We start from the raw sequence: 23,598 nt of genomic DNA on the forward strand, positions 1-23,598 counted from the left end.
AGTAAAATTTTATTTCGGCTCTTTTATAAGTATAATTTGCTATCTCTATTACCTACGATTTTTGAGCCTCCATAGATTTGACTTCGTATTTTGTGAAATTTTTATAGTTTTAACAGAATCAAAGTTATATAGTCTCTTTTTAATAGATTTTTTTTCTCTGTAACTAACCTAAAAACTCGTTGAAATGTCTTTTTTTGGTCAGAATTTGTGAAAATAGGGGGTGTTTTTTGTAGTTTTTGGCAAAAATTAATGTACGATTTATTTGCTTTTTTGGTTAAAAACATAAAAAAATAACCTTTAAAAATATTCAATAATCAATTAATTGGCTGATTTTATGTGATATGTATAATATCGACTAAGTGACAGTTTTGACGGATGAAGTGCACTTTTTGTTAAAGGGAAAAAGAAGCATGTTTTTTCTATGATGGATTTAACTGATTTTTTTTCGTGTTAAAATTTTCTTCAAATGTTAACAGAATTAAAAAAAAGTTAGTGTTTAGAATTTCTTTTGTAAATTAGAACTTCAATAAAAATGAATCTCTTTTTATGATGTTTGTAAATCCTTCCGCTTATGAAAAATTTAATTTTGATACGACATGCAAAATCCAGTTGGGAAGCTCCTTTAAAAGATTTTGACAGACCTTTAATGAAAAGAGGAATTTTAGATGCTCATGAAGTATCTGGAATTATTTCAAATTTTTTGCCCAAGACTTATATTATTTGGAGTAGTACAGCCGCTCGTGCTTCTGAAACAGCGCTCATTTTTGCTCAAAACATCTCCTATCCCATAGAAAGTATCGTGTACAAGGACGATCTTTATACTTTTGATGATAAACAACTTGAAAAAGTGATCAAATTGTGCGATAATAGTTTCGAAAGTGTTATTCTTTTCGGACATAACGAGGCTATTACAAATTTTGTTAATAAATTTGGGGATGTTTTTATAGAAAATGTTCCCACCTCAGGATTTGTATCGCTAAAGTTTGATTCAGAAAGCTGGGATACGATCAATAAAGGCAGAACACATAAAACAATTTTCCCCAAAGATTTAAAAAAAATATAGTGTACGAACAGAAATATATCGATAGAGAAAAAAGTTGGTTAGCGTTTAATGCAAGAGTACTTCAGGAAGCAGGAGATAATACCGTTCCACTTTTAGACAGGTTGCGTTTTGTTGGAATTTTTTCGAACAATTTAGATGAATTTTTTCGAGTTCGTTATGCCGCAATCAGAAGACTAAGTCTTTCGGGTATTTCTGGTGAAAAATATCTAGGCGGAGTCTCTGCCCATCAGTTAATTAAGGATATCACTGAAATTGTAATTCAACAACAATCAGAAAGTTTACGCATTTTAGGAAATATTGAAGCCGAACTGGAAGCCGAAAATATCTTTATTATCAACGAAAATCAGATTACAGAAGCACAGGAGCATTTTCTGCGAGACTTTTTTACTCAAAAATTAAGCCCCGAATTAGTTACTATTATCCTGAATGACTTAGCGGAGTTTCCGGTTTTGAAAGATACTTTAGGATATTTGGCCATTCGTTTAGAGATGAACACCAATGATGAAGTTCGATATGCGGTTGTTGAAATTCCTAAAACGATAAACAGATTTGTGGTATTACCTTCCAATGACGATAAACAATATGTGATCTTAATCGATGATGTAATCCGTCATAACCTGAGTAATATTTTCAATATTTTCGATTATAAAAGTGTCTCTGCCCACATGATCAAAATTACGCGTGACGCGCAATTGGACATCGATAGTGATTTGAGCAAAAGTATGCTCGAAAAAATTGCTACATCGGTAAAAGACAGAAGAATAGGAGAGCCGGTTCGTTTTATTTACGATAGTTTAATCGAAGACGATACCTTGCGTTTCTTCTTAGATAAAATGAAAATTGTAGAAACGGACAGTATAATTCCCGGTGGAAGATATCATAATCGCCGTGATTATATGAGTTTTCCAAATCTCGGAAGATATGATTTGTTGTATAAAACCAATGATCCTTTACCTATTCCGGGATTGAGTCTTGAAGGAAGTATACTGCAGAAGATCGGTAAAAAAGACTATCTGTTGCATGCGCCTTATCAATCCTTTTCGTATCTGACTAAATTTTTGCGTGAAGCGGCATTAGATCCAAAAGTAACAAGTATAAAAATTACGTTATATCGTCTGGCTAAGAATTCGCAGATTATTAGTTCCTTGATCAATGCGGCAAAAAACGGTAAGAGAGTAGTCGTACAGATTGAACTTCAGGCTCGTTTTGATGAGGCAAGTAATATTTCTTATGCCGAACAAATGCAGACAGAAGGCATCGAACTTATTTTCGGTATCAAAAGCCTTAAAGTGCACAGTAAAATATGCGTGATCGAAAGAGTTGAAGAAGGTAAAACCCGTCGTTACGGATTTATTTCTACCGGAAATTTCAACGAATCGACGGCAAAAATTTATACCGATGTAACGTTGTTTACCTGTCATCCCGGTATTTTGAAAGACATTTCAAAAATATTCGAATTTTTTGATATCAATTACAGAGTGCACCGATACAAACATTTAATTGTATCACCACATTATACAAGGACAAAATTTATAAAATTGATAGACCGTGAAATTTTGCATGCGTTAGCCGGTAGAAAAACACATATCAAGTTGAAAATGAATAGTTTATCGGACTTTAAAATGATCGATAAATTATACGAAGCAAGTAATGCAGGTGTGAAAATTCAGCTTCAGGTAAGAGGAATTTGCTCATTAATACCGGGGATTCCGGGAATGAGTGAGAATATCGAAGCAATCAGTATTGTAGATAATTATTTAGAACATTCAAGAGTTTATATTTTTGGAAATGCAGGATTAACAGAGGTTTACATTTCATCAGCAGATTTTATGACTAGAAACCTCGATGGACGAGTAGAAGTAACTTGTCCGATTTATGATCTTGAAATCAAAAAAGAACTAATTGATAATTTTAATATTGCCTGGAAAGGAAATGTAAAAGTGAGATATCATTCCTATAAACTAGACAATAAGTATAAAGCTCGTAATCACCATGCTCCATTCAGAGCACAGCTTGAAACCTATAAATATTACCAGCACAAAATTGAGAAAATCGAAAAAATTCCGCAAAAAATTAGTTAACACAAAACACAAAAACAATTTCAAATCATAAAGGGAGCATGATTAGTATAAAAAAATACGCAGCGATTGATATTGGATCGAATGCCATGAGGCTTCTGATATCGAATGTTGTAGAACAAGATGGCAAAGAACCACAATTTAATAAAAGTTCGCTTGTTCGTGTTCCGATTCGTTTGGGACAGGATGCTTTTACAGTTGGAGAAATTTCAGAACAGAATATAGATCGAATGGTAGATGCTATGAAAGCATTTAGTCTTTTGATGAAAGTACATAAAGTAGAACGCTATATGGCGTTTGCAACTTCGGCAATGCGTGAGGCCTATAATGCCAAAGAAGTTGTGGCTTTGATTAAGAAAAAAGCTGATATAAAAATCGAGATTATAGACGGTAAAAAAGAAGCAGCCATAATTGCTTCAACAGATTTGCACCATTTATTAAAAACAGATGAAACCTATCTTTTTGTAGATGTGGGCGGTGGTAGTACAGAATTTACATTATTTTCTGATGGAAAAATGATTAATTCAAGATCATTCAAAGCAGGAACCGTTCGTTTGCTGAATAATATGGTTTGCGATGTCGTTTGGGATGAAATTGAAAAATGGATCAAAACCAATACTGAAGGTTACGAAGAAGTTACACTTATCGGATCCGGAGGAAACATCAATAAATTGTTTAAAATGTCCGGAAAGCAACAGGAAAAACCGCTTTCGTACATTTACATCAATTCACAATACGCCTTTTTAAATTCATTAACGTACGAACAGAGAATTGCAGAATTAGGATTAAACTCCGATCGTGCCGACGTAATTATTCCCGCAACAAGAATTTATCTGAATGCAATGAAATGGAGCGGTGCCCGTCAAATCTATGTCCCAAAAATCGGACTTTCTGACGGAATCGTAAAAGCAATGTACTACGGTAAAATTTAGTGCGTAATAGGTTAGTTTTAAAAAAAAGACCCAAGTATAAACAAGTAACAGTCTAATTTAGAAAATGCCAATTTGTAAAAATTGGCATTTTAAATGAAACAAAAAATTAGTGAAAATTCGCGAAATTCGTGGCAAACTTTTTAAAAACATCAGTAAAACAAGATAATCCAAAACCTATATAGCAATGAATAAAACAAGACTGGAGGCTTTTAGTGATGGTGTGCTGGCCATTATTATAACGATTATGATTTTGGAAATTAAAGTTCCCGCTGGCCACGAGTTTGCAGATTTAAAACCACTTATTCCAAAGTTTTTAAGTTATGTTTTAAGTTTTATATATGTCGGAATTTATTGGAACAATCATCATTATTTAGTGCATGGATTGTCGAAAGTGAATGGAAAAGTGCTTTGGAGCAACCTGCATTTACTTTTCTGGTTGTCATTGATTCCCGTGTCAACGGGTTGGATGGGAGAACATAATTTTGCAAAAGCTTCCTTAGCATTATACGGAGTCATCTTGATGCTTTGCGCGATAGCGTATAACATACTTCAAAATAACATCATTCAGGTAGAAGGAAAAGATTCTTCGTTAAGTAAAGCACTGGGAAAAGATTTAAAAGGGAAAGCTTCTATAGTCTTATACTTCGTCGGCATAGTTTCTTCGTTTTATAGCGAATGGATTTCCGGAGGATGTTATCTGACGGTAGCTTTTTTATGGTTGATTCCGGACAGAAGAATTGAGAATGTTTTTAACTCAGCCGAAAAAACAATAGACTCATAACGCGAGTTTAAATTTTATTAGAAAGAACTTTAAACCCGCTTTAATCCTTGTCTTCGCGATAACGAATCTGTTTAATCCGTGTATAAAATTAAGTGGCAACAGCTGTGTGAATTGGACGCGGATTATGCTGATTTGCAGTGGCAAAAACGCTGATAAAAACGGATTTTTTGTATTTTAAAAAAGATAGAGCTTATTTTGTAAAATAAAATAGATGCCATTGCTTACCTGAAGAAAATCTGTTTAATTTTGATCAAAATCAGCTGTAGCTTTTCTGTAATTTGAAACTTAAACAGACTAGTAAGCGTTGATTGTTTTTTAGGAAAATCTTTTACTCACAATTCGATACCATGAAATCAACATTTCAATCTCTTCAGATTTTACCGCTATACGAATTGGACAAACTGGACGATTTAATTACCAAAAAAAGATTAAAAAAAGGAGACTTTTTAATTCAGGAAAATCAAATTGCTAAAGAAATTGTTCTTATAAAATCAGGGGCTTTACGCTCTTTTTATATCAATACAGAAGGTGAAGAAATCACCAATTGCATTACATTCGAGAATGAATTTATGACTGCTTTTACCAGTCTTATTACGCAGCAACCAACAGAAGAAAATATTCAGGCCTTATTTGATACTGAACTCGAAGTGATAAGTCACGATACTATAGAACAACTCTATGAAAATAGTATTCATTGGCAAAAAGTCGGACGGATTATTGCCCAAATGCAGTATATAAGTTTAGAACAACGCATTTTATCTTTTCAAAAACTTACCGGAAAAGAGCGTTACGAAACACTTTCTAAAAACCATCCCAATTATATCAAGTTAATTCCATTACAGTATTTAGCTTCTTTTTTAGGAGTTACGCCAAGGCATTTAAGTCGCATCCGGAAAGCGGTTTTATAGGACATTTGTCCAGTAGATGAGGTATAGTTCGCCATTATTTTTGTTCAAAACAATAAGTAATGATGAGAAAAAACATTTTAGTAATTGGTGGAACAGGATTGGTAGGCAAAGTTATACTGCGCATTCTTCAAAAGAGAAACCCTGACTATAACTTGTTTGTAGGAAGCCGCCAATTAGGAAATACCACGCAGGATTTGGTTATTGATGTGACCAATCCAAAAACTTTTAAATGTGTTCTGGATAATAAAATCGATTTAATTGTATTGTGTACAAAAGATCGTAACAATGAAATTTTAAAGTTTGCAATAGCAAACAAACTGGATTACATTGATATTACAAAACCAACTCCGGATTTAATTGTGGCGCATGATTTAGCCCAAGACAATAATCAAAATACAAATAGCCATATTGTTTTTAGTTCCGGCTGGATGAGTGGAATTGTGGGGAGTTTAGTCGATTTTATAGCGCCGGATAAGCGTGAAATCACAGAAGCAAATTTGTATATTTATTATTCCATAAAAGATTTAGCTGGGAAAAGCTCTGCCCATTTTTTGGCTGAAAATGTATGTAAACCATTTACGTCTTATAAAAATAATGAACCTCAAAAAGTCAAGCATTTTCTGGATGCTGAAAAATTTAATTTCTCATTCGGATTAGGAAAACGGCAGGTTTATAATCTGGACGTTCCGGATTTGTTTATCTTAAATCAAATCGAAAAAATACCAACGATTTCCGTAAAAATGACTTACAGTTCTAAGTTTGTTACCAGTTTAATGGGGTATTTTCAATCGCTAAAGATTTTTAATATTCTGTCTTTAAAAGAAAGACAATTGCTGTTTGGATCTAGTGGTAACGGAGATCAAACTGTTTTTGAAATCAATGTCAGAACGAATACCGGAACAAAAAAAGTCAGTTTGCAAAGTGTTAAAGGTCAGGCCGAGTTGACTGCATTTTCTACCGTCTTACATGTCGAAAAGATGTTGAGTACCAATTTGGCCAATGGAATTTACTTTAGTCATCAAATACATTCGCCGCAAGAAGTTTATGAGGCATTACATAATTACAGTACAATTAATATAAAAATAAGCTAATCAAAGATGAAAAATATACTTATTATCAACGGACACCCCAATTCAAAGAGTTTTAATTTTGCAATCGCCGATGCTTACGAAAAAGGAGCGTTACAATCTAAAGCTTCGGTAGAAACCATTACAATTGCCGATTTAAAGTTTAATCCAAATCTGCAATTCGGTTATCAGAAAAGAACCGAATTAGAACCGGATTTACTCGAAGCCTGGAAGAAAATTCAAAAAGCGGATCATCTGGTTTGGGTACATCCTGTTTGGTGGGGAGGTTTGCCTGCGATCACAAAAGGATTTATTGACCGATTGTTTTTGCCCGGAATGGCTTTTCAATACAAAGAGAATTCCGTTTGGTGGGATAAACTCCTAAAAGGGAAAACGGCACATATCATCACGACTCTGGATCAGCCAGGCTGGTATTACCGCTTGTTTTACGGAAGACCAAGTGTCAATCAATTAAAAAAATCAACACTGGAATTCTGCGGAGTAAAACCGGTAAAAGTTACTTATATAGGAATAGTAAAATCTGCTAATGAACTTCAAAGAGCAAAATGGCTCCAAAAAGTTTATGATTTAGGAGTTAAGAATAGATGATTTGGGTTGAGAGGAAAAAGGTTTGACACGAATTTTACGAATTTGCACTAATTTTTTGGCTTATGAAAATTACACGAATTTGCGCTAATCTTTTACTCGAAAAGAGGAAGAAACAATTCGCGAAAATTGGTGTAATTCGTGGCGAAAAAGTCTAACAGATTTTTATATTAAACATATCTAATGAGTTTGACGCGAATTTCACGAATTTGCAATAATTTTTATGCGCAAAGATAAAAAAAAACAATTCGCGGAAATTGGTGTAATTCGTGGCGAAGAAAGCCTAACAGATTTTTACGTTAAATTGATCTACTAAGTTTGTCGCGAATTTCACGAATTAGCACTAATTCTTATGCGCAAAGATTAAAAAAAACAATTCGTGAAAATTCGTGTAATTCGTGTTCAAAAAAAAAATATACTAAGTGTGTAAATCCAATCCAAATGTAGAACGTAAGAGTTCTATGTTTGGGTTTATTTCTAATAAACGATTGTATCGATCCTGATCGTTAAAACTACGTTTACTTTCGATCGTTTCGTTTACTACAACTTCAATTGTAATATCGTGATTGTGTAGATGTCCTTTTAAATGCCCTAAAAGCCCATGAATCTGACCTTCAAAATCTAATTTTGAACCTTCGTTAGGCAATTCAAGCGTAATGACAGTTCCGTTTAAAGTCGGATCGTTAATTAACAATAACGATTCCATAATTTTAAGACCTTTACTGCCCAAACGTTCTGCATATTTGTTCCAATGCAATAACATTTCGGTTTCTGTGAATTCTTCTGTCGGTAAGGTTGTAGAAGGTTTTACATAAGATTTACTGCTTTCTTCCATTTCCTTTTTCTTGCGAATACTGGATAATGAAAAAGCAGAAACTTTAACTTCAGTGTTGGCCTCCGTTTTCGGAACTACAGGAGGTGTGTTGGCGGTATTGCCTTCAGCTTTAGGAGTTTCGATACCAACAGTGCCAGTACCAATTTTCTCCTCAGAATTTGGAATTTGGGATTTATTATTTGGAATTTCAGCCTTAGCTGATGGAACTTCAACAATAGAATAACCTCCGTTTTTAAAGTAAACGGGTGGGATTATGAATTGCTCAGCTTTTTTTTTTCTCCATCAAAGTTGATAGAGGCCAATTGCATCAAGCATAATTCAACTAAAAGACGTTGATTCTGACTTAGTTTGTATTTTAAATCACAGTCATTTGCAATGTCAATTCCTTTTAATAAAAAGTCCTGAGAACATTTTTGAGATTGTACGCCATACATTTGTTGCGCCTGTTCACCCACTTCAAGTAAAGCGATGGTAGCCGGAGTTTTACTTACCAGTAAATCTCTGAAATGCGAAGCCAATCCGGCAATAAAATGATGTCCATCAAAACCTTTTGCAAGGATGTCGTTGTAAGCTAATAAAAGTTCCGGAATCTGATTCTCTAAAAGTAAATCGGTAATCGAAATATACGTTTCGTAATCTAAAACGTTTAGGTTTTCGGTTACAGCCTGACGCGTTAAATTGGTTCCGCAAAAAGAAACCACACGGTCAAATATAGATAAAGCGTCACGCATTGCACCATCTGCCTTTTGAGCAATAATGTGCAAAGCATCATCTTCAAAATTGATTCCTTGGCTTGCCGCTACGTCTGCTAAATGTTCTTTGGCGTCTTTAACGGTAATTCTTTTGAAATCAAAAATTTGACAACGCGATAAAATCGTTGGAATGATTTTATGTTTTTCAGTTGTTGCTAAAATAAAAATAGCATGTTTTGGCGGTTCTTCTAATGTTTTCAGGAAAGCATTAAAAGCTGCCGAAGACAACATATGAACCTCGTCAATGATATAGACTTTGTATTGTCCGGTTTGTGGCGGGATTCGAACCTGATCAATCAGACTACGAATATCGTCAACCGAGTTGTTTGAAGCCGCATCTAACTCAAAAACGTTAAAAGCAAAATCTTCGTTAGGATCATCATATCCGGGCTGATTGATTTTTCGGGCCAAGATACGGGCGCAGGTTGTTTTACCAACTCCACGTGGTCCGGTAAACAATAAAGCAGAAGCAAGGTGATTGCTTTCTATGGCATTCAGCAAAGTGTTGGTAATGGCTTTCTGTCCCACAACATCCTTAAATGTCTGTGGACGGTATTTACGAGCCGATACTACAAATTGTTCCATATTCCTTTATTATTCGATAGCAAATATAGGGTATAATTTAATGATTTAAAAATTTAAAAATTGAAAGATTTTAAGTGTTTGAACGACTGTAGGTTTTATCATTTGTCAGTAAGCGAATTAGATAAATTCAAGTTTGTTTTTAGAAGTAAATTCAGTTTTACAAGATTAAAAGCAATGTTTTTTTGAATAGCCGTTGGTTTTAACCAACGGAAAGGTGATGAAAGGATTCTTGGCTTTAGCCAAATTTTAGAAAGCGAGATTTAGCAAAAGTTTGAGCAACTTTATTTCTAAATCAGTTGATTATGGTGGGCAGTAATTCAAATTTGGATTTGTTATTGTAATGAAAAAAGGATTAATTTTATTGTCTAATAGCCCGGGTTGTTTTAGAAACTAAATTTTAATAAAAACGAAATGAAACTACATCTTTTGATTTTAGTATTCCTTTTCTCTTTTGGAATAAAAGCGCAAAAAGCAAATGCAAGTCCAATTTACCAATTGCGTGTTTATGAAATTTTCGAAAAAAATAAGAAAGATTTTCACGATCGTTTCAGAGATCACGCCATGGTGATTATGAAGAAGTATAATTTTAAGATCAATTCAATCTGGGAATCGAAATCGGATAGTAAAACTGAATTTGTTTATCTTTTGGAATGGCCGGATGAAGCTACAATGAAAAAAGCTTGGGAAGGTTTTAAAGCCGATAAAGAATGGATTGAGATAAAAAAACAAACCAGTGCCAAGTTTGGAGATTTGCTCGGAAATATTGAAGACCGGACGATGGTAAAAACAAGTTACTCGCCCAATTAATGTTTTTTTATGACAGATAGATTGAATATTATCGAATTCAGGAATGGGGATTTAGACGCATTACGCCAATTATTTTTGAAAGTGCGTCAGGAAACTTTTATTTGGGCCGATCCCGAAACATTCGATTTATTGGATTTTGATGTGCAGACGAAAGGAGAATATATTTTGACTGCCTTGTACGACGAAAAAGTAATCGGATTTATTTCGGTTTGGATGCGGGACAATTTTATTCACCATTTATATATCGATGAGGCGTTTCATAAACTTGGAATCGGAAAAAGACTTTTGAACGAAGTGATAAAGAGAGCCAAATTTCCGCTTGTATTAAAGTGTCTGGAGAAAAATACCGAGGCAATTTCGTTTTATAAAAAAGTTGGGTTTGTTGAAAAGGCAAGGAATGAGAACGAAAACGGTCCTTATATTTTATTTGAACTGAATCAAAAAATAGAATGAAAACAAAGCTGAAATGAAAATCATAACCTGGAATTGTAATATGGCTTTCAGAAAAAAAGCGGAATTTATTTTGGTTCATCAACCGGATATTCTGGTAATTCCCGAATGTGAAAATATCGAAAGATTAAAATTTCCCAAAGACGTTCCGATTCCGACTGATATACTCTGGTACGGTACAAATCAACATAAGGGACTTGGCGTTTTTTCGTATAGTGCGTATAGATTTGAATTGATGGATTGTCATAATCCTGATTTCAAAAATGTGTTGCCTATTGCAGTTACCAAAGGAAAAGTAGATTTTGTTTTATTTGCTGTTTGGGCAAATAATCCCCAAGATAAAGACGGGCAATATGTAACTCAGGTTTGGAAAGCGATTAATTATTATGAAAAACTATTGTCTGGAACCAAAACGATGTTAGTCGGAGATTTTAACAGCAATACTATTTGGGATAAACCGAGAAGAGAAGGGAATCACTCAGCAGTGGTAAGTAAATTGGCTTCCAAAAATATATTTAGCGTATATCATAAATTCTTTAATCAGGAACAGGGAAAAGAAATACATCCGACTTTGTTTTTGTATCGTCATGAAAATAAACCGTATCATTTGGACTACTGTTTTGCTTCGAATGATTTTATAGAAGTTTTAGAAAGCGTTCAAGTAGGAAGTTATGAAGATTGGAGAATGCATAGCGATCATAAACCTTTGATTGTGGAGTTTGGGGTATGAGGTGTTTTTTAAGAGATGTAGTATTTGTAGCTGGACAAAAAAGTAAATGTAGTTGTCATGCTGAGCGAAGTCGAAGCATGGGTTACCATAAATTAACTAAAAAAAATATTTTTAAATGAAAGTTGTATTAGAGCGTAATTTAGATTTCAAGCAATTTCAAAATTTGATTATTCTAACTTTTTGTTGTGTAATGGTTTTGCTTGTAATGCTTAATTCATTGCAGTTGGGGAGTTACGTTTATGGAAAAGTAGCTTTGTTTCTTTTAATTGTTCTATTTTTTGTCCTGTTGTTTACAAGGAAAGGCTTGTACATAAAAAATAATAATTTGTATACAGCGATCTTTTTGTTTGGGTTGGTTTTAAAGGGAGAGTTATTGCAAACAGCGGAAGACGATAGATTATCAGTAAGAGAAGGAAAGCTTTCAACGAGCTATAATTATTCGTATAGAAGAAGGGGATTAAATAATTGGGAGCCAAACTTAAATTATTCCGTCGCTTGTTTTACGATTAATATGACAGATGAAAATGGAGATTTTAAAAAGAAAATTATAAGGCTGACGAAACCAGAAAAAGTTAAAATTGCAATTGATTTTATTGTTGAAAATTTAAGTTTGAAGTATAATTGAGTTAAATAGAAATTTTGGTTTCATGAGCCTTCGACTTCGCTCAGGGTGACATTCGCGTAGTAGCTTAGTTGTGGTGAAGAGAAAAAAGATTTTATTTTTGAATCTTTATATTTTACATTTTACTTCAGACATTTCATCGTATATATTAAAGAACTCAAAGCCTGTTTTGGATTTCATAAACCTTCGACTTCGCTCAGGGTGACACTTGTGAAGTGGTGTAGTTGGAGTTAAAAGAAAAAAGATTTTATTGCTGATTTTTACATTTCGAATTTTACTCTTGATCTTCAACTTTTGATTTTTTGCATTTCACTTTTTTACATTACCACATTCTCGCATTGCATATTCTCATATTACCACATTGACTCATTCTCACATTGACACATTAACACATTTCACGCCCCTTGCGGTTAAATAACTCCATACAAAAAACTTTTCTTTTGAAAACAAGAAGCCCTAGCCCTGATGGGAGCGGCATCCTTTTGTGGCGGGGTTCGACACAAAAGATACAGCAGACAGCGGGAATAGCTTCTGAAAATTATAATAATGGTTCTTTTAAAATCACCTGCCTTTTATGCTTAAATCGAGTAAGATCTGTACGGTTTCGGAATCGGAATCCGCCGAAAACCCGGATACATATACTCCTTTTTTGCCTGAATTTGATTTTATTCCGTAAACAACTGCCTCATCGCCCGGGTCAGATTCCCCTTCGTATCGATACACATGTACAATTTCAAATTTTTCAGGATTTTTTTTAATTGCGTCTGAGTTTAGATTAAAATCAAAGGTGAATCCTTTTTCATTCAATTGATCTAAAGCTTTTGAAACAGTTGCGTAATGATACATTCTAATCATGATAACTGAATTTAAAAATTATGGATTTTAAAGATAACCAATTTAAAATTAAAACATTGTGAATTTAGTGTGAAAATCTAAATTTTAAAAGCGGGATTCTTCGATTATAAATCGCTACTTTTGCCCCGCAGACCGCCTTATCGTCGCTCGCTTAGGTGAGGGGAGGAAAGTCCGGACACCACAGAGAAGCATAGCGGGTAACACCCGTCGGCGTTAGTAATAACGTTAGGACAAGTGCAGCAGAAAGTATGTACAGGTAATGCTGTAGTGAAAACAGGTAAACTCTATGCGGTGAAATACCAAGTATATCAGCATTTAAGGGCTTCTCGTCCGTTGTTGAAGGGTAGGTAGCTCGAGCTTATGAGTAATTGTAAGTCTAGATAAATGATAAGGCTCTGATTTATCAGAGACAGAATCCGGCTTATAGGTCTGCATTTTTTATATATTTGTGAAACTATCTAACTAAACTTCATGAATATAATTACTCCGAATCTCCCAAATAAACCTAAAAAAAGTACTTTTTTTGCCATTGTAACCAATCTGACCTTTTGGGTTTTGATTGCCATTATTGCCGGAGTTTTACTCGGTCATTTTTCACCGCAAAACGGAATGAAAATGGAAATCGTCGGCAAGACTTTTGTCGATATTATCAAACTTTTTATAGGTCCGATTATATTTTTGACGATTGTTTTGGGGATTTCCGGAATGGGGAATCTTAAAAAAGTCGGTCGGATTGGTGTGAAAGCATTAGCTTATTTTGAAGTAGTTTCAACTGTTGCTTTGGCCATTGGCGTTGCGATTGCTTATATTTTTAAACCGGGTAAAATTGATAAAACCGGATTGGCTTTGCAAGATGCAAGTCAGTATACCAATCATGCTGCGGAAAACTTTTCATGGTTAAAATTTTTCCTTTCAAATTTCACACTTCAGGTTTTGGTAGCCGCCATTGTTTGTGGTATCGCTTTGAATTTTTACCAAAAACGCGAACAGACCATTTTGGTTTTAGAACGATTTTCAAAAGTAGTTTTTACCGGTTTGAAATATGTGATGTACCTCGCTCCATTGGGAGCTTTTGGAGGGATGGCATATACAATTGGTAAATTTGGACTGCAGACGCTTATCCCGCTTGGGAAGTTGATGTTGTGTGTTTATACGACTATGTTTTTATTTGTGTTTTTGATTTTGGGGAGTATATTGAAATATTATAAAATCAGTATTTTATCAATTTTAAAATACATTAAAGAGGAACTTTTATTGGTTCTTGGAACTTCGTCTTCGGAGGCTGCTTTGCCTAGTATTATGGTTAAACTGGAACGAATGGGTTGCAGTAAATCGGTGGTAGGATTGGTGATTCCAACAGGGTATTCTTTTAATCTGGATGGGACTTCGATTTATTTGTCAATGTCTGTGATTTTTTTGGCGCAGTTGTACGATGTTCATTTGAGTTTCTTTGAGATTCTGAGCGTTATCGGCATCCTGATGATTACGTCTAAAGGCGCAGCCGGAGTGACCGGAAGTGGTTTTATCGTTTTGGCATCGACGTTGACAGCGATTCATAAAATTCCGGTGGAAGGACTGGCTTTTTTACTTGGAGTTGATAAATTTATGAGTGAAGCCAGAGCGATTACAAACTTGATAGGGAATACGGTGGCTACAATAATGATTTCTAAAAGCGAACGTGATTTTACGGAGCTGAATTTGGAGCCTGTTTTGGAGGAATGATGATGGGACGCGGATGAGGCTGATTCGCTGGTGCGAAAACGCGGATTTAGTACGGATTTTTTTTTGCTCTCTTAATTTTGACAATGAAAAGTCCATAGGAAACGCAAAGTGTTATTTGATATTTAATTCGTTTAATTAGTGCAATTCGTGGCATAAAAACAAACAATAATGAAAACAAGAATTGGAATTTTAGGACTGGGTGGTGTAGGAGGTTATTTCGGCGGACTTTTAGCGAAAGCGTATCAGGACTCTGAAGAAATAGAAATAGTATTTATTGCCCGTGGAGAAACACTTAGAGTAGTGGCGGAATCGGGATTGAAAATTATTACGAAGGAATCTGAAACGGTTGTTTTTCCGAAAGTGGTCTCCAATGACCCTGAGCTTATTGGCAAACTGGATTATTTAATTTGCGCCACAAAGACTTATGATATTGAAGAAAGTCTTCTGGCTTTAAAAAAGTGTATTACTAAAAATACCGTTATTCTTCCCTTGTATAATGGCGTTGATGCTCCGGAACGCATTAGTGCTCTTTTTCCGGACAATGAAGTTTTGGAAGGCTGTGTTTATATTTTTTCGATGATTGTTTCACCTGGTGTTGTTCAGAATGTGGGTTCTCTGCAAAGATTGTTTTTTGGTTCTTACAGCGTTTCTGTTTCTAAAATGAAGGCTTTACAGACGATCTTTAAAAACGCGTCGATAGACAGTCATTTGGTTGAAAATATTGAAGATGCCGTTTGGGAGAAGTTTGTGTTTATTTCGGTATTGGCTTCGGCAACCTGTTATTTAGATTACAATATTGGACAGATTTTAGAAAACCGCGAGGCCAGAAATATATATGTCTCCCTGATGAATGAAATTACAATGATAGCAGCGGTAAAAGGATTAAATCTGCCGGATGACATTATCATGCAAACCATTCTGAAACTTGAAAAAACACCTCCCGACACAACGTCATCGATGCATCGTGATTTGCTTGCCGGAAGAAATATAGAATTAGCTTCATTGACCCAATTTGTAGTAGATGAGGGTTTGAAATATGAAGTTGAAACACCAACCTACCAATTGGTTTTAGATAAATTATCCAATCTAATGAATTAAAAAAAGAAGCAGAATTAACTTTTATTTTGGTGCAAATTGACTTAAATAGCGTTTAAATTAAGACTTTTCTATTTTAAATTCCAAACCAATATTACGAACACTTTCAATTTTGATTTTTGGATCTGAATTAAAATATTTTCTTAGTCTGCTAATAAAAACATCCATGCTTCGACCGGAGAAATAATCGTCTTTTTTCCATACAGACATTAAAATTTGATCTCTCTTTAATAACTGATTGTGGTTTAGATATAAATATTCAATAAGAGACGCTTCTTTCTCTGTAAGCTGTTGAACATGATTTTTATTATTGAGAGTTAACCGTTCGTTATCAAAAATATACGAGCCAATTTCAATAACATTATTTCCGTCCAGGCTTCTCTTTTGTTCGATCCTCTTCAATATATTCTGCAAACGCAAGATCAATTCGTCTACTTCGAAAGGTTTCGCGATGTAGTCGTCTGCGCCTAGTTTCAATCCAATAATTTTGTCTTCTGTTAACTTTCTTGCAGTTAAAAAAATAAATGGAGTTTCGGGATTGATTGTAACTATTTTTTCTGCCAGAGAAAATCCGTCCAATTTTGGCATCATTACATCCAGAATACAAATATCAAAAGTTTGGTTTTTAAAATAGTTTAATGCTATTTCGCCATTTTCTGCCCAGGTTACTTCAAATTGATGCAGTTCTAAATATTGTTTTAGAATCGCAGCAAAATCAAAATCGTCTTCAGCTAAAAGTAGTTTTTTCAAAATATGGTAATTAAGCTTTTAATAAAATAGTAAACACAGCGCCTTTTCCTAAATCGCTAATAACGTTAACAGAGCCCTGATGTGCTTTTATAATCTGATCTACATAATACAAACCCAATCCGAGGCCTTTTGCGTTGTGCAAATTTCCTTGTTCGACTCTGTAAAACTTCTCAAAAAGCAACGCTTGTTTGTTTTTGGAAATCCCGATTCCGTCATCTTGAATACTTAACGAAAACTCATTTTCTATATTTCCGGTTTTTACCAAAATATGGCTGGAACCGTATTTTACAGCATTTTCTAAAACATTTAAAATTGCGGTTGTCAAATGAAATTTATCTAAAACTAAAACTGTTTTTTGCGTTTGAAAATCAGTTTCGATCGTAATTTTGGGATATCCTATTTTAAAATCTTCTATAATCGAAAGCAGAAATTCTTCGGTATTTATTTTTTCTTTTTGCAATTCGATTTCATTTTCTGCCAGAGAATTTGCCAAAACCTGATCAATCAAACTTTGCAAACGATTGTTCTGACGCGAAATCGTATTGACAATTGCATTGAAATTCTCATCGTTTTCCCGAATGTTTTTCTGTTCTAAAATTTTGGTCGAAATACTCAAAGTCGCCAAAGGAGTTTTGAGTTCGTGTGTAATATTATTGATAAAATCAGTTTTAACTTCGTTTACTTTTTTTTGTTTAATTAAAGCTTTAATGGCAATGACAAAAAGGGTAATCAGGGTAAGAATAGAAAACAACGACAATAGTAACACACCGATCATTCGTTTTAAAATAATCATTTCCCAGTCGATTACCGAAATGTACATCGAATCTTCGGTCAGTAATTTATAATCCTGATTTTTGTACAATCCGTTTGTTGTTCCGACATAACTCCGAACTAAAAAAGCATGGTTTAACGAAGCCAGATTACCGTATAATTTGTTTTGGATAAAAGGCTTTTCAGAGAAAATAGTATCCGCTTTTTTGGTGTTCTGATACAATATAAATTTATTGAGTACAATCGCAAAATCAATTTTTAAATTGGGTAATTCTCTTTCGAATTTGCGTTGAATTTTCTGTGTTAAGGCGTCTTGATATTCATTTCCAAGAATACCGTTTTTGATTTCAAATTTGGTTTTTTTTCCTTGAATATAATTTTGAGCTAATCCTTTGTAAAGGGCTTCTTTTTTACTGACAATAACGGAATCAATATCACTGTAATTATTTGAAATCCGAGCAATCTCATTCTTGATTTCGGTGTGAAACTGCGCTACTTTAAAATCGTAAGTGGTTTTGACCAAATAACATTGTACCGCCGATAAAACGAGCAGGGCGACAACAGAAAGTGTGATTAATAAATTGATTCTTTGTTTCATACAGAAAGGAATTCGAATCAAAAATAAAGCTTTTGTGCTACAATTTCAGCATTAACGCCGCATTAACCTCCAATTAACTTTCAGAACGGCATATTAGAATCACTTTTGTAGCTCTTAAACCAAAATCTTGTTAACGAATGAAAATGTACCTGTTCTTAAAAATTATTTTATTGCTATTGCTTTTTTGCCTTTCGATGGCCGGATATGCGCAAACGGAAACTCCGAAGGATAGTATCTCTAACAAATTAGATGAGGTTGTTATCGCTCAAAACAAAAAAACGTTTACTAATGCAAACGGAAATATAAAAGTAGACGTTGCCAATTCGGTTTACAATTCGATTCCAAATCCTGTTGATTTGCTTTCAAAACTTCCAACAGTTCAAGTAAGTGCTGATCGCGAAAGTATTTCGATTGTTGGTAAAGGAACGCCGCTTATTTATATTGACAATCAAAGAGTAGGAATGAATGATTTGAATGCTTTGGCTGTCGACGATATCAAAACAATTGAAATTATTAAAAATCCTTCTTCGAAGTATGAAGCTGAGGGGCGCGCCGTAATTTTAATTACTCGTAAACTAAGCAGAAAAGAGGGTTTTAAAACGGATATTTCTGAAACAGCTTCTTTTAAAAAGAACTATAATAATTATATCGGTTTTAATTCCAGTTTCAAAAAGAATAAGTTAGAATGGAAAGCCAACTTCAATTACAACCGACGAAATCCGTGGGAGAATCATAGTATTGCTTATCAAATTCCGCAGGCAGCTATTGTTTCTAATTATGATGTTACAGCAATTTCTCGTGTGAAAGAATATATTTTTGGTACCGGTTTGTTTTATAAAATAAATGAAGAGGATTATTTCTCAATGAATATAAATGGAAAAATGAAAGCAGATGCTTTTGATATCAATACGTTTACTTTTAACCAAAATCTAGATCAGCAAAATAATGTTTTTACACTTAGTGATAATTCCAGCGAAAAGAATTTTATTAACTCATTTATGAATTATTCAAAAAGACTTAAAGCGATTGATACAAAGTTATTTGTTGGTATTCAGGGCTCCAATTTTAATCAACATTTATGGAGTTTAGTCGAAAATAATTTTAATGATTCGGAGCTGGAATTATCACAAAATAGGAATCAGAGATTTAATGTTGATGTTTTTTCGGGGCGTATTAATTTAGAGAAAAAGTTTAAAAATGAAATGACTTGGGAATACGGTGGACTTTATTCTGCAGCAAAATCGAAATCTAATTATGATGTATTTGATTATGATGAAAATAAAACGACGACTTTCGATTATAATTTTAATGAAATCAATTCAGGTGCTTATTCACAGCTTTCAGGAAAAATTAAAAAAATCGATTTTTCGATTGGATTGCGAATGGAAAACACAAATGTCAAAAGTAAATACAGCACAGACAATTCATCGTTAATAAATAAAAACTACACAAATTTTTTCCCGAAAGCGCTGTTTTCTTTTTCAATAGATAGTACAAAAAGTATAAGTGTAGATTATTCTAAAAGTATTTCGAGACCCAATTATTCTTCTTTGAGTATGATTGCAACCTATATTAACCCGTATTTTATTTATAGCAATAATATCAATTTAGGACCAACTTTTATCGATGTAATTTCGACGGTTTTTCAGTATCATGATAAATCTGTAAAATTGACTTTGTACCAAAACAAAAACCCAATTTATGCTGATTTTATTTTTGATAATCAAAACAATGTTTTGACTTTTACGGAGAAAAATTTTCAAAAAGAATCAGGTTATACTATTGAATTTACAGTACCATTTACCTATAAAATTTGGACAAATACAAATTCTTTAATTTTCGCGACAAATAAAATAGAAGACCCTGCGGCAGTGTTTAATTCTACAAAAACCTATTTGTATTATTACTCGAATAATACTTTTAAACTTCCAAAAGATTTTACATTCGTTCTGTCCTTTTGGGGTGCAACAAAACAAAAAGAGGGCGTTTTTGAGCGAGGGGCAAATTTAATTTTTGATATGTCACTCGCAAAAGCGTTTGGTAAAAACTGGAATTGTACTTTAAATTATAATGATATTTTTAGAAACACGATTTATACAGAAAGATTTACGATTAATAATATAAGTTCGAGAGCACGGTATTTAGTTGATGCTAATGAAGTTTCGATTACACTTAAATATTCTTTTGGAAAAATAAAAGAATCAGAATTCAAGGAAAAAATCGTTAATGAAAATTCAGATAGGATTAGATAAAAGAAAAAGCCCTTGTGAGTCAAGGGCTTTTTTATGTTTAAAAAGTTGAATGTGAAATGTGAAACTTGATAAAAATCAACAATCAATTCTTTTTTTGTCGTACTTACTCAAAATTAAATTATTCCACGAGTGTCACCCTGAGCGAAGTCGAAGGCTTATGAAACTAAAATGAGCTTGAATTTCTTCTATAAAATGTAAAATGTAAAAAACAAAAATCAAATGTTTTGTTCTCGATTATCCTTCGTCTTCTTCTGTAATTTTATTGGAGGAATCATCAACGAGTTCTTCGTCATCATCCGTAGAATTCAATTCGAAGAAGGTGAAAAAAGAACCTCCGTAACTTTTCTGAAAAGAGAAATTGCTCAAATGCTCTAATTTGGTATACTTAGAATGTTCAATAATCATCATTCCGTCGTCGTGAAGCAAATCTCTTTCGAAAACCGTTAGTACTATTTTTTCAAAAGTAGCCTGATCTAAACCGTAAGGAGGATCAGCAAAAATAATATCGTAAGAGGTTTTGCAGTTTTCAAGGAATTTAAAAACATCACTTTTTGTTGCTGCAATTTCAAAATCGTATTCCGATGAAACTTGTTTGATGAATTTTACACAACCAAAATCTCCGTCAACAGAGGTAATTGGAGCACTTCCGCGTGAAGCGAACTCGAAACTGATATTGCCGGTTCCTGAAAATAAATCCAGCACCTTTAAGCCCTCAAAACTAAAATGATTGTTCAAAACATTAAATAATGCTTCTTTACTCATGTCAGTTGTAGGTCTTACCGGAAGGTTTTTTGGTGGAAAAATGCGGCGTCCTTTGTATTTTCCTGATATGATTCTCATGATTGAAATAGAATATAATGTTTTTGATTCTGAGTGGTAGAAAAGCTGTTTCTCTCTTGTAATGTGCTTACATCTAAAAAGGCAACATTACGAATGTATTTATACGCAATGGTATAAAAAGGATCATTTTTAGTTATCGTTCCTAATAATTCAAGGTGAAAACTTTCGGGATTTAAGCTCAATTGTTCTGCTGTAAAAAGCAAATAGTATATAAAATCTTCCGGAGTCTGATACTCGAAAGAATTGAATAATAGTAATCTCTGGTTTTGTACCACGATCAGTTCGAAGTGATCGGGATTAAAATTAACGATCATTTTTTTATCGTCGTTATTTTTAGAAGCTTCCAGTATTTTTTCGATTAGAATGCTGTTCGAATGTTTGTAATCAAAAGAACCAATCTGATCGATCAAAAAGTTATTGATGTTGACATACGGGATATAAATGGTATTCATCTCGTAATTTGAAATCTGATCATAGGTAAAAAAATCAGTTTCAAAAACCTTGGTGTTGTATTGCAAATAACTGCCCAGATAATTTTCGTCAAACAAAGCAGTAGGCACAAAAGTAGAAAGATTGTTGTTGTGTATCACCACAATATCATCATAGGCGTCTTTTAGTTCCGTGTGTTTCTTAAAAGCATCGCCATACAATTCTTCTATTTTGGATCCTTTTTGTGTAGGCGTAAATTCGACTTCATTAAACGAAGTAATGGTATTATTAAGCGTATCAAAACAACAAAATGAAAATCCGTTCAGGGAAACCTGAATAGAAAGTTTTTTGTATTTTTTTGATGTTATATTAGTGTTTTGAAATGGCATAATCTGATTTACAATTCGTTACCAGTTGTAGTGTCAAGAAAGAATTTAATTAAAAGACAAACTTACAAATTAAAAAGCAACAATAATAATTGCAATTTCAAAAAACAACATTTTGTTAAAGTTACGGCCTTGTTATATTTTAATTAAGCCTTGTTTTTTGTTTTGCTCTTTTTGAAAACTTTATGACCGAAATCGAGTTTAGACATTGGCATTGACGGTAAAAAAACCGTACTTTGTAGTTCAAATTTTTCCTATGAATTCAGCACAGTTTTACGGTGTTTTGCAAAAAAGATTTCCGTTTGCTCCAACTTATAAACAAGATATATTTTTTCAAAAAATCGCTATTTTCCTAACAGAACCGGCCAATGATACCATTTTTGTATTAAAAGGATATGCCGGAACAGGAAAGACAACCGTGATCTCAACAATTGTAAACAATCTGGGGGATATCAATAAAAAATATGTTTTATTGGCACCAACTGGGCGTGCGGCAAAGGTTATTGCAAATTATTCGAATACACCTGCTTTTACGATTCATAAAAAAATCTATTTCCCTAAAAAGGCTTCAGGTGGGGGAGTAGCATTCACAAAACAAATCAACAAGCATAAAAATACTATTTTTATTGTCGATGAGGCCTCGATGATCTCAGACAGCAATTCGGATTCGAAATTGTATGATAATGGATCGTTATTAGACGATTTAATCTCTTATGTATATTCGGGAACCAATTGCAAAATGATTCTTCTTGGAGATACCGCTCAGTTGCCTCCGGTAAACTTAGATATTAGTCCGGCACTTGATATACATACTTTGGGTGCTCATTACGACAAAGAAATTGAACATATCGAACTTGATGAAGTGATGCGTCAGGAAGAAAGTTCAGGGATTTTATACAATGCTACCGAATTACGTGAATTATTAAAAGAGTCGTTTTTGACCGAATTTAAATTCAACGTAAAAAAATTCAAAGATATCGTCAGACTTACGGATGGTTACGATATTCAGGATGCTATAAATACGGCGTACAGTAATTATAGTATTGAGGATACGGCCTTTATAGTGCGTTCCAATAAAAGGGCGAATCAGTACAATGAACAGATTAGAACCCGGATTTTGTTTAAAGAAAGCGAACTTTCGGTTGGAGATTTCCTGATGGTGGTAAAGAACAATTACTTCTGGCTCAAAGAAACCGATGAAGCCGGTTTTATTGCCAATGGTGATATTATTGAAGTGCTGGAGCTTTTTGGAATCCGAGAGTTATACGGATTCAATTTTGCGAAAGTAAAAATCAGAATGGTCGATTATCCGGATCAAAAGCCTTTTGAAACCGTTTTGATTTTGGATACTATTAAAAGTGAATCTCCTTCATTAACCTATGAAGATTCAAATCGTTTGTACGAAGAGGTGATGAAAGATTATGAGGAAGAAACCACCAAGTACAAGAAATTTCAAAAGGTAAAAAATAACGAATATTTTAATGGTTTGCAGGTGAAATTCTCGTACGCCATTACTTGTCATAAATCACAAGGAGGGCAGTGGGATACGGTTTTTATAGAGCAGCCCTATTTGCCAAACGGAATTGATCGCGATTATATCAGATGGTTGTATACTGCTATGACACGTGCTAAAAATAAACTCTATTTAATTGGTTTTAAAGACGAGAGTTTTGTAGAATAGTTT

The 23,598-nt window shown here is 33.8% G+C and carries 23 protein-coding genes and 1 other RNA gene; 17 read left to right on the plus strand and 7 right to left on the minus strand.

Annotated elements, in window-relative coordinates; all coding sequences use genetic code 11:
* Positions 1 to 571: 571 nt before the first annotated feature.
* The 7 genes from ACHRV3_RS17465 (at position 572) to ACHRV3_RS17495 (ending at position 7,438) form a co-directional block, all read left to right on the plus strand.
* Positions 572 to 1,063 carry a histidine phosphatase family protein gene (locus tag ACHRV3_RS17465; protein WP_047779003.1) on the plus strand — a complete coding sequence of 164 codons (492 nt, stop codon included), beginning with the start codon at positions 572 to 574 and terminating at the stop codon, positions 1,061 to 1,063.
* A complete protein-coding gene (ppk1, locus tag ACHRV3_RS17470) occupies positions 1,063 to 3,144 on the plus strand; it encodes a polyphosphate kinase 1 (protein ID WP_395436004.1) in 2,082 nt (693 codons plus the stop codon). Before ACHRV3_RS17465 ends, ppk1 begins: the two co-directional genes overlap by 1 nt.
* A gap of 38 nt (positions 3,145 to 3,182) precedes the next feature.
* The gene (locus ACHRV3_RS17475) at positions 3,183 to 4,073 is read left to right on the plus strand and encodes a Ppx/GppA phosphatase family protein (RefSeq protein WP_047779005.1); all 891 of its coding nucleotides are present in this window, start codon (positions 3,183 to 3,185) and stop codon (positions 4,071 to 4,073) included.
* A 184-nt stretch (positions 4,074 to 4,257) separates the two neighbouring features.
* Positions 4,258 to 4,854, plus strand: a complete 597-nt coding sequence (locus tag ACHRV3_RS17480) for a TMEM175 family protein (protein ID WP_395436005.1) — start codon at positions 4,258 to 4,260, stop codon at positions 4,852 to 4,854.
* A gap of 347 nt (positions 4,855 to 5,201) precedes the next feature.
* Entirely contained in the window at positions 5,202 to 5,762 is a 561-nt protein-coding gene (locus ACHRV3_RS17485) for a Crp/Fnr family transcriptional regulator (RefSeq protein ID WP_395436006.1), read from the plus strand.
* 59 nt (positions 5,763 to 5,821) lie between these two features.
* Complete coding sequence (locus tag ACHRV3_RS17490; protein ID WP_395436007.1) at positions 5,822 to 6,853, plus strand: saccharopine dehydrogenase; 1,032 nt, start codon at positions 5,822 to 5,824, stop codon at positions 6,851 to 6,853.
* Positions 6,854 to 6,859: 6 nt separating this feature from the next.
* Positions 6,860 to 7,438: an NAD(P)H-dependent oxidoreductase gene (locus ACHRV3_RS17495; RefSeq protein ID WP_395436008.1), complete on the plus strand. Its 579-nt coding sequence runs from the start codon at positions 6,860 to 6,862 to the stop codon at positions 7,436 to 7,438.
* Positions 7,439 to 7,853: 415 nt separating this feature from the next.
* Here the strand turns inward: ACHRV3_RS17495 and ACHRV3_RS17500 are convergent, their stop codons facing one another.
* Entirely contained in the window at positions 7,854 to 8,270 is a 417-nt protein-coding gene (locus ACHRV3_RS17500; protein ID WP_047779010.1) for a hypothetical protein, read from the minus strand.
* Positions 8,271 to 8,280: 10 nt separating this feature from the next.
* Here ACHRV3_RS17500 and ACHRV3_RS17505 point away from each other — a divergent pair, with 10 nt between their 5' ends.
* Positions 8,281 to 8,493, plus strand: a complete 213-nt coding sequence (locus tag ACHRV3_RS17505) for a hypothetical protein (RefSeq protein ID WP_047779011.1) — start codon at positions 8,281 to 8,283, stop codon at positions 8,491 to 8,493.
* A gap of 28 nt (positions 8,494 to 8,521) precedes the next feature.
* On the opposite strand, the gene dnaX is transcribed toward ACHRV3_RS17505, so the two are convergent.
* Positions 8,522 to 9,607 (minus strand): DNA polymerase III subunit gamma/tau, encoded by a 1,086-nt coding sequence (gene dnaX, locus ACHRV3_RS17510; protein WP_395436009.1) that lies wholly within the window; start codon positions 9,605 to 9,607, stop codon positions 8,522 to 8,524.
* A gap of 411 nt (positions 9,608 to 10,018) precedes the next feature.
* Between dnaX and ACHRV3_RS17515 the strand changes: the two genes are divergently transcribed.
* From ACHRV3_RS17515 to ACHRV3_RS17530, 4 genes are all read left to right on the plus strand, one after another.
* Positions 10,019 to 10,414 carry an NIPSNAP family protein gene (locus ACHRV3_RS17515; protein ID WP_395436010.1) on the plus strand — a complete coding sequence of 132 codons (396 nt, stop codon included), beginning with the start codon at positions 10,019 to 10,021 and terminating at the stop codon, positions 10,412 to 10,414.
* Between the two features lie 9 nt (positions 10,415 to 10,423).
* Positions 10,424 to 10,867: a GNAT family N-acetyltransferase gene (locus tag ACHRV3_RS17520; RefSeq protein WP_395436011.1), complete on the plus strand. Its 444-nt coding sequence runs from the start codon at positions 10,424 to 10,426 to the stop codon at positions 10,865 to 10,867.
* 13 nt (positions 10,868 to 10,880) lie between these two features.
* On the plus strand, positions 10,881 to 11,594 hold the full coding sequence (locus ACHRV3_RS17525) for an endonuclease/exonuclease/phosphatase family protein (RefSeq protein WP_395436012.1): 714 nt from the start codon (positions 10,881 to 10,883) through the stop codon (positions 11,592 to 11,594).
* Positions 11,595 to 11,709: 115 nt separating this feature from the next.
* Positions 11,710 to 12,219, plus strand: coding sequence for a hypothetical protein (locus tag ACHRV3_RS17530; protein WP_395436013.1), 510 nt, complete (start codon positions 11,710 to 11,712; stop codon positions 12,217 to 12,219).
* A 558-nt stretch (positions 12,220 to 12,777) separates the two neighbouring features.
* Here ACHRV3_RS17530 and ACHRV3_RS17535 read toward each other — a convergent pair.
* Positions 12,778 to 13,071 carry a hypothetical protein gene (locus tag ACHRV3_RS17535; protein ID WP_047779017.1) on the minus strand — a complete coding sequence of 98 codons (294 nt, stop codon included), beginning with the start codon at positions 13,069 to 13,071 and terminating at the stop codon, positions 12,778 to 12,780.
* Positions 13,072 to 13,195: 124 nt separating this feature from the next.
* Between ACHRV3_RS17535 and rnpB the strand changes: the two genes are divergently transcribed.
* The 3 genes from rnpB (at position 13,196) to ACHRV3_RS17550 (ending at position 15,891) form a co-directional block, all read left to right on the plus strand.
* Positions 13,196 to 13,511, plus strand: an RNA gene (gene rnpB / locus ACHRV3_RS17540) — RNase P RNA component class A.
* A 31-nt stretch (positions 13,512 to 13,542) separates the two neighbouring features.
* Entirely contained in the window at positions 13,543 to 14,793 is a 1,251-nt protein-coding gene (locus ACHRV3_RS17545) for a cation:dicarboxylate symporter family transporter (protein WP_395436014.1), read from the plus strand.
* 168 nt (positions 14,794 to 14,961) lie between these two features.
* On the plus strand, positions 14,962 to 15,891 hold the full coding sequence (locus tag ACHRV3_RS17550; RefSeq protein ID WP_047779019.1) for a ketopantoate reductase family protein: 930 nt from the start codon (positions 14,962 to 14,964) through the stop codon (positions 15,889 to 15,891).
* A 57-nt stretch (positions 15,892 to 15,948) separates the two neighbouring features.
* On the opposite strand, the gene ACHRV3_RS17555 is transcribed toward ACHRV3_RS17550, so the two are convergent.
* Together ACHRV3_RS17555 and ACHRV3_RS17560 are read right to left on the minus strand one after the other, a co-directional pair.
* Positions 15,949 to 16,638, minus strand: coding sequence for a response regulator transcription factor (locus ACHRV3_RS17555; protein ID WP_230002404.1), 690 nt, complete (start codon positions 16,636 to 16,638; stop codon positions 15,949 to 15,951).
* Between the two features lie 10 nt (positions 16,639 to 16,648).
* Positions 16,649 to 18,007 carry a sensor histidine kinase gene (locus tag ACHRV3_RS17560; RefSeq protein ID WP_395427644.1) on the minus strand — a complete coding sequence of 453 codons (1,359 nt, stop codon included), beginning with the start codon at positions 18,005 to 18,007 and terminating at the stop codon, positions 16,649 to 16,651.
* A gap of 137 nt (positions 18,008 to 18,144) precedes the next feature.
* Between ACHRV3_RS17560 and ACHRV3_RS17565 the strand changes: the two genes are divergently transcribed.
* Positions 18,145 to 20,259 (plus strand): TonB-dependent receptor domain-containing protein, encoded by a 2,115-nt coding sequence (locus ACHRV3_RS17565; protein ID WP_395436015.1) that lies wholly within the window; start codon positions 18,145 to 18,147, stop codon positions 20,257 to 20,259.
* A gap of 234 nt (positions 20,260 to 20,493) precedes the next feature.
* Here the strand turns inward: ACHRV3_RS17565 and ACHRV3_RS17570 are convergent, their stop codons facing one another.
* Complete coding sequence (locus ACHRV3_RS17570) at positions 20,494 to 21,099, minus strand: RsmD family RNA methyltransferase (protein WP_230002401.1); 606 nt, start codon at positions 21,097 to 21,099, stop codon at positions 20,494 to 20,496.
* Positions 21,096 to 21,917, minus strand: a complete 822-nt coding sequence (locus ACHRV3_RS17575) for a DUF3822 family protein (RefSeq protein ID WP_047779024.1) — start codon at positions 21,915 to 21,917, stop codon at positions 21,096 to 21,098. Before ACHRV3_RS17575 ends, ACHRV3_RS17570 begins: the two co-directional genes overlap by 4 nt.
* A gap of 253 nt (positions 21,918 to 22,170) precedes the next feature.
* Here ACHRV3_RS17575 and ACHRV3_RS17580 point away from each other — a divergent pair, with 253 nt between their 5' ends.
* Positions 22,171 to 23,595, plus strand: a complete 1,425-nt coding sequence (locus tag ACHRV3_RS17580) for an ATP-dependent RecD-like DNA helicase (protein WP_230002400.1) — start codon at positions 22,171 to 22,173, stop codon at positions 23,593 to 23,595.
* Positions 23,596 to 23,598 lie beyond the last annotated feature (3 nt).

Origin of the sequence: Flavobacterium sp. FlaQc-49 (assembly GCF_044005985.1) — a bacterium.
Lineage (GTDB): Bacteria > Bacteroidota > Bacteroidia > Flavobacteriales > Flavobacteriaceae > Flavobacterium > Flavobacterium cupriresistens.

What these genes read in the sequence shown, in the direction of transcription:
- ACHRV3_RS17580 (WP_230002400.1), top strand. Translation starts at nt 22,171, where the DNA reads ATGAATTCAGCACAGTTTTACGGTGTTTTGCAAAAAAGATTTCCGTTT.
- ACHRV3_RS17495 (WP_395436008.1), top strand. Translation starts at nt 6,860, where the DNA reads ATGAAAAATATACTTATTATCAACGGACACCCCAATTCAAAGAGTTTT.
- ACHRV3_RS17575 (WP_047779024.1), bottom strand. Translation starts at nt 21,917, where the DNA reads ATGCCATTTCAAAACACTAATATAACATCAAAAAAATACAAAAAACTT.
- ACHRV3_RS17565 (WP_395436015.1), top strand. Translation starts at nt 18,145, where the DNA reads ATGAAAATGTACCTGTTCTTAAAAATTATTTTATTGCTATTGCTTTTT.
- ACHRV3_RS17550 (WP_047779019.1), top strand. Translation starts at nt 14,962, where the DNA reads ATGAAAACAAGAATTGGAATTTTAGGACTGGGTGGTGTAGGAGGTTAT.
- ACHRV3_RS17530 (WP_395436013.1), top strand. Translation starts at nt 11,710, where the DNA reads ATGAAAGTTGTATTAGAGCGTAATTTAGATTTCAAGCAATTTCAAAAT.
- ACHRV3_RS17490 (WP_395436007.1), top strand. Translation starts at nt 5,822, where the DNA reads ATGATGAGAAAAAACATTTTAGTAATTGGTGGAACAGGATTGGTAGGC.
- ACHRV3_RS17500 (WP_047779010.1), bottom strand. Translation starts at nt 8,270, where the DNA reads ATGGAAGAAAGCAGTAAATCTTATGTAAAACCTTCTACAACCTTACCG.
- ACHRV3_RS17545 (WP_395436014.1), top strand. Translation starts at nt 13,543, where the DNA reads ATGAATATAATTACTCCGAATCTCCCAAATAAACCTAAAAAAAGTACT.
- ACHRV3_RS17480 (WP_395436005.1), top strand. Translation starts at nt 4,258, where the DNA reads ATGAATAAAACAAGACTGGAGGCTTTTAGTGATGGTGTGCTGGCCATT.
- ACHRV3_RS17525 (WP_395436012.1), top strand. Translation starts at nt 10,881, where the DNA reads ATGAAAATCATAACCTGGAATTGTAATATGGCTTTCAGAAAAAAAGCG.
- ACHRV3_RS17520 (WP_395436011.1), top strand. Translation starts at nt 10,424, where the DNA reads ATGACAGATAGATTGAATATTATCGAATTCAGGAATGGGGATTTAGAC.
- ACHRV3_RS17570 (WP_230002401.1), bottom strand. Translation starts at nt 21,099, where the DNA reads ATGAGAATCATATCAGGAAAATACAAAGGACGCCGCATTTTTCCACCA.
- ACHRV3_RS17465 (WP_047779003.1), top strand. Translation starts at nt 572, where the DNA reads ATGAAAAATTTAATTTTGATACGACATGCAAAATCCAGTTGGGAAGCT.
- ACHRV3_RS17515 (WP_395436010.1), top strand. Translation starts at nt 10,019, where the DNA reads ATGAAACTACATCTTTTGATTTTAGTATTCCTTTTCTCTTTTGGAATA.
- dnaX (WP_395436009.1), bottom strand. Translation starts at nt 9,607, where the DNA reads ATGGAACAATTTGTAGTATCGGCTCGTAAATACCGTCCACAGACATTT.
- ACHRV3_RS17485 (WP_395436006.1), top strand. Translation starts at nt 5,202, where the DNA reads ATGAAATCAACATTTCAATCTCTTCAGATTTTACCGCTATACGAATTG.
- ACHRV3_RS17560 (WP_395427644.1), bottom strand. Translation starts at nt 18,007, where the DNA reads ATGAAACAAAGAATCAATTTATTAATCACACTTTCTGTTGTCGCCCTG.
- ACHRV3_RS17475 (WP_047779005.1), top strand. Translation starts at nt 3,183, where the DNA reads ATGATTAGTATAAAAAAATACGCAGCGATTGATATTGGATCGAATGCC.
- ACHRV3_RS17535 (WP_047779017.1), bottom strand. Translation starts at nt 13,071, where the DNA reads ATGATTAGAATGTATCATTACGCAACTGTTTCAAAAGCTTTAGATCAA.